This is a genomic window from Cognatilysobacter lacus (assembly GCF_008274655.1).
Taxonomy (GTDB): Bacteria; Pseudomonadota; Gammaproteobacteria; order Xanthomonadales; family Xanthomonadaceae; genus Cognatilysobacter; species Cognatilysobacter lacus.
Map to the genome: position 1 here is coordinate 1 of NZ_VTRV01000215.1, position 3,267 is coordinate 3,267.

5 protein-coding genes are annotated in these 3,267 nt (G+C 67.7%); 3 read left to right on the forward strand and 2 right to left on the reverse strand.

Annotation, left to right across the window (positions count from 1 at the left end; all coding sequences use genetic code 11):
* Positions 1-256 precede the first annotated feature (256 nt).
* The gene (locus tag FW784_RS13310; protein WP_149353809.1) at positions 257-703 is read left to right on the forward strand and encodes a DUF192 domain-containing protein; all 447 of its coding nucleotides are present in this window, start codon (positions 257-259) and stop codon (positions 701-703) included.
* A 4-nt stretch (positions 704-707) separates the two neighbouring features.
* Here the strand turns inward: FW784_RS13310 and FW784_RS13315 are convergent, their stop codons facing one another.
* Complete coding sequence (locus FW784_RS13315; protein ID WP_149353810.1) at positions 708-899, reverse strand: rubredoxin; 192 nt, start codon at positions 897-899, stop codon at positions 708-710.
* Positions 900-960: 61 nt separating this feature from the next.
* On the opposite strand from FW784_RS13315, the gene thiE reads away from it, so the two are divergent.
* The gene (gene thiE / locus FW784_RS13320; protein ID WP_149353811.1) at positions 961-1,605 is read left to right on the forward strand and encodes a thiamine phosphate synthase; all 645 of its coding nucleotides are present in this window, start codon (positions 961-963) and stop codon (positions 1,603-1,605) included.
* The gene (hemL, locus tag FW784_RS13325) at positions 1,602-2,885 is read left to right on the forward strand and encodes a glutamate-1-semialdehyde 2,1-aminomutase (RefSeq protein WP_149353812.1); all 1,284 of its coding nucleotides are present in this window, start codon (positions 1,602-1,604) and stop codon (positions 2,883-2,885) included. The genes thiE and hemL overlap by 4 nt, the downstream gene beginning before the upstream one ends.
* A gap of 90 nt (positions 2,886-2,975) precedes the next feature.
* Here hemL and FW784_RS13330 read toward each other — a convergent pair.
* Positions 2,976-3,267, reverse strand: a 292-nt coding sequence (locus FW784_RS13330; RefSeq protein WP_149353813.1) for an aminotransferase class III-fold pyridoxal phosphate-dependent enzyme, incomplete at its 5' end; no start/stop codon positions are given.

The window sequence follows — 3,267 nt, forward strand, 5'->3', positions numbered from 1 at the left end:
TCAGTTCGTCCAAGTGAGCCGCCCATTTTAGGGCATTTCCGATCACTGTCAACACCTCGTGAGCGGAAATTTTGCTGGCCCGCGTTCTTCGTCCGGCTGCGGTTGCAGCGCGTTCTCGTCAGCGGGGCGCGCATTGTGCACATGCCCGCGATGTTTTGGAAGGGGCGGCTTCGCGGCCGCATTCCGCCGTTCAGTGAGGCTTGACCGGCGTGCCGTCGTGTCGGAATGTCAGCCGCACTTTCTGAAAGGACGAGTCATGAAAACGCGATGGCTACTGCCGCTGGCGCTGCTACTCATCACCGGCTGTGCGAGCGGCCGCGGGGCTTGGGTCGAGCTGAGCGGGAAGCGCTATTCGGTCGAGATCGCCGCCGACGACGCGTCGCGCGAGCGCGGCCTGATGTTCCGCGAGGAGATGGCCGCGGACCACGGCATGCTTTTCCTGCACGATCGCGAGGAGCCGCTCGCCTACTGGATGAAGAACACGAAGATCCCGCTCGACATCCTGTACTTCGACACCGGCCGGCACCTGGTGGCGCAGCGGCGCGATGTGCCGCCCTGCACGCTCGGCGACCAGTGCCCGCCCTATCCGAGCGACGCGCCCGCGCGCTACGTGCTCGAACTCAATGCCGGGCAAGCCGAGCAGCTGAAGCTCGCCAAGGGCACGGAACTCAAGCTCGGACCGGGCATCACGCCGCTGAAGTAGGCGGTCAGGCCTCGACCATTTCGAAGTCATCCTTGGTGACGCCACAATCCGGGCACGTCCAGGTGTCCGGTACGTCGGCCCAACGCGTGCCGGGCGCGATGCCTTCCTCGGGAAGGCCCTTCGCTTCGTCGTAGATGTAGCCGCAGACGACGCACATCCACGTGCGGAAGGGGGCGGTCTCTGCAGCAGTCGACATGGGCGGATAATGCTTCCGGTTCGGGACCGCATTGTCCCATTCGCTCCTGCCCGCGGAAAGCATGCCCCCTGACACGCCGTCCTGGCCGCGCCGCGGCCTCTACGCGATCACGCCCGACGAGCCCGACAGCGTTCGGCTGCTTGCCCGCGTGCGTCCCGTGCTGGACGCGGGTCCCGCGCTGCTGCAGTACCGGAACAAGCGGGCCGACAGCGCCCTGCGCGCCGAACAGGCGAGCGCCCTGCTGCCACTCTGTCGCGCGCGTGGCGTACTGCTGATCATCAACGACGACTGGCGCCTCGCGGCGACGGTAGGCGCGGACGGCGCCCACCTAGGAAGCGACGACGGCGACCTTCGCCAGGCCCGCAAGGCGCTCGGGGCCGCGGCGATCATCGGTGCCTCCTGCTACGACTCGATCGACCGCGCGCGACTGGCTGCAGATGCCGGGGCGAGTTACGTCGCCTTCGGCGCGTTCTTCCCGTCATTGACCAAGCCCGGCGCGCGACGTGCGCATCTACCGCTGCTGACCGCGAGCGCGTCGTTGAACCTGCCGCAAGTCGCCATCGGCGGCATCACGCCCTCGAACGCGCCCTCGCTCATCGATGCCGGCGCGGACCTAATCGCTGTCGTCGGCGGGCTGTTCGATGCACCCGATCCGCACGCCGCCGCCCTCGCCTATCTCGCCTGTTTCAAGGATCACGACGCATGAACCACACGATTTCCGAGCGGCTTTTTTCGCGCGCGAGCGAGCTGCTCCCCGGCGGGGTCAACTCGCCGGTCCGCGCGTTCCGCTCGGTCGGCGGCACGCCGTTCTTCGCGAAACGCGCCGAAGGGGCCTACCTGCACGACGTCGATGGCAATACCTACATCGATTACGTCGGTTCGTGGGGGCCAATGATCGCCGGCCACGCGCATCCGAACGTGCTCGACGCCGTGGCACGGACCATGGTCGATGGCCTGAGCTTCGGCGTGCCGAACGCGCTCGAAGTCGCCATGGCCGAGGCGATTACCCGAATCGTGCCGAGCTGCGAAATGGTGCGCATGGTGAACTCGGGCACCGAGGCCACGCTGTCGGCGATCCGGCTTGCACGCGGCGCCACCGGTCGCACCCGCATCGTCAAGTTCGAAGGCTGCTATCACGGTCACGGCGACAGCTTCCTGGTGAAGGCGGGCAGTGGCGTCATGACGCTCGGGCTGCCGAATTCACCCGGCGTTCCGGCCGCGCTCGCCGATCTCACATTGACACTGCCGTACAACGATTTCGACGCGGCCACCGCCCTGTTCGACGACATGGGCGCGGAGATCGCAGCCATGATCATCGAACCCATCGTCGGCAATGCGAACTGCATCCTGCCGCGTGACGGCTACCTTCAGCACCTGCGGGCGCTATGCACGCAGCACGGCACGATCCTGATCTTCGACGAGGTGATGACGGGTTTTCGCGTCGCGCTCGGCGGCGCGCAGCAGCGCTACGGCGTCGTACCGGATCTGTCGACGTTCGGGAAGATCATCGGCGGAGGCATGCCGGTCGGTTGCTACGGCGGGCGTCGCGACCTGATGCAACAGATCGCGCCGGCTGGCCCGATCTACCAGGCCGGCACCCTGAGCGGCAATCCGGTCGCGATGGCCGCGGGGCTCGCGACGCTCGAGCTGATCCAGACGCCGGGCTTCCATGACGCACTCGAGCGCAGCACGCACGCGCTGTGCGACGGGCTCGAATCGGCGGCACGCGACGCGGGAATCGCGTTCCACACCACGCGGGCACCCGGCATGTTCGGCCTGTATTTCCGCGAAGGGCTCGTGGAGACCTTCGACGACGCCAAGGCGTCGGACACGACGCGCTTCAACCGCTTCTTCCACGCGATGCTGGAGCGAGGCGTCTATTTCGCACCGTCGGCCTTCGAAGCCGGTTTCATGTCGAGCGCGCATTCCGACGCGGAAATCACCGCGACGATCGCCGCGGCGCGCGAGGCGTTCGCACTGCTGTAGCCCGCCGATTCGCCGCGTGGACGATCGCGGCGCCGACTCCGCGCCGCGATGATCGGCCCGCGTGCCGCCGGCGAACCTTGTGGGAGAGCCCTAGGCGACCACTACCTCGCGCAGTGCTGCCCCCAGCCGAGCAAGACCCTCGGCGACGTCCTCGTCGCTGATGTTGAGTGCAGGCACGAAGCGCAGGACGTCGGGCCCGGCCTGCAGCAGCAACAGGCCGTGTTCGACGCAGCGGTCGAGTATTTCGCCGGCGCGTCCTGCGAACATCGGCCGCAGCTGCGCGCCGAGCATGAGCCCGCGACCGCGCACTTCGCTGAAGAGCCCCAGCTCGCGATCGACCGCGTCCAGCCCGGCGCGCAGGGCGTCCGCCTGCCGCGCCAAG

Coding starts and splice junctions, on each gene's coding strand:
- FW784_RS13310 (WP_149353809.1), top strand. CDS start 257: ATGAAAACGCGATGGCTACTGCCGCTGGCGCTGCTACTCATCACCGGC.
- FW784_RS13315 (WP_149353810.1), bottom strand. CDS start 899: ATGTCGACTGCTGCAGAGACCGCCCCCTTCCGCACGTGGATGTGCGTC.
- thiE (WP_149353811.1), top strand. CDS start 961: ATGCCCCCTGACACGCCGTCCTGGCCGCGCCGCGGCCTCTACGCGATC.
- hemL (WP_149353812.1), top strand. CDS start 1,602: ATGAACCACACGATTTCCGAGCGGCTTTTTTCGCGCGCGAGCGAGCTG.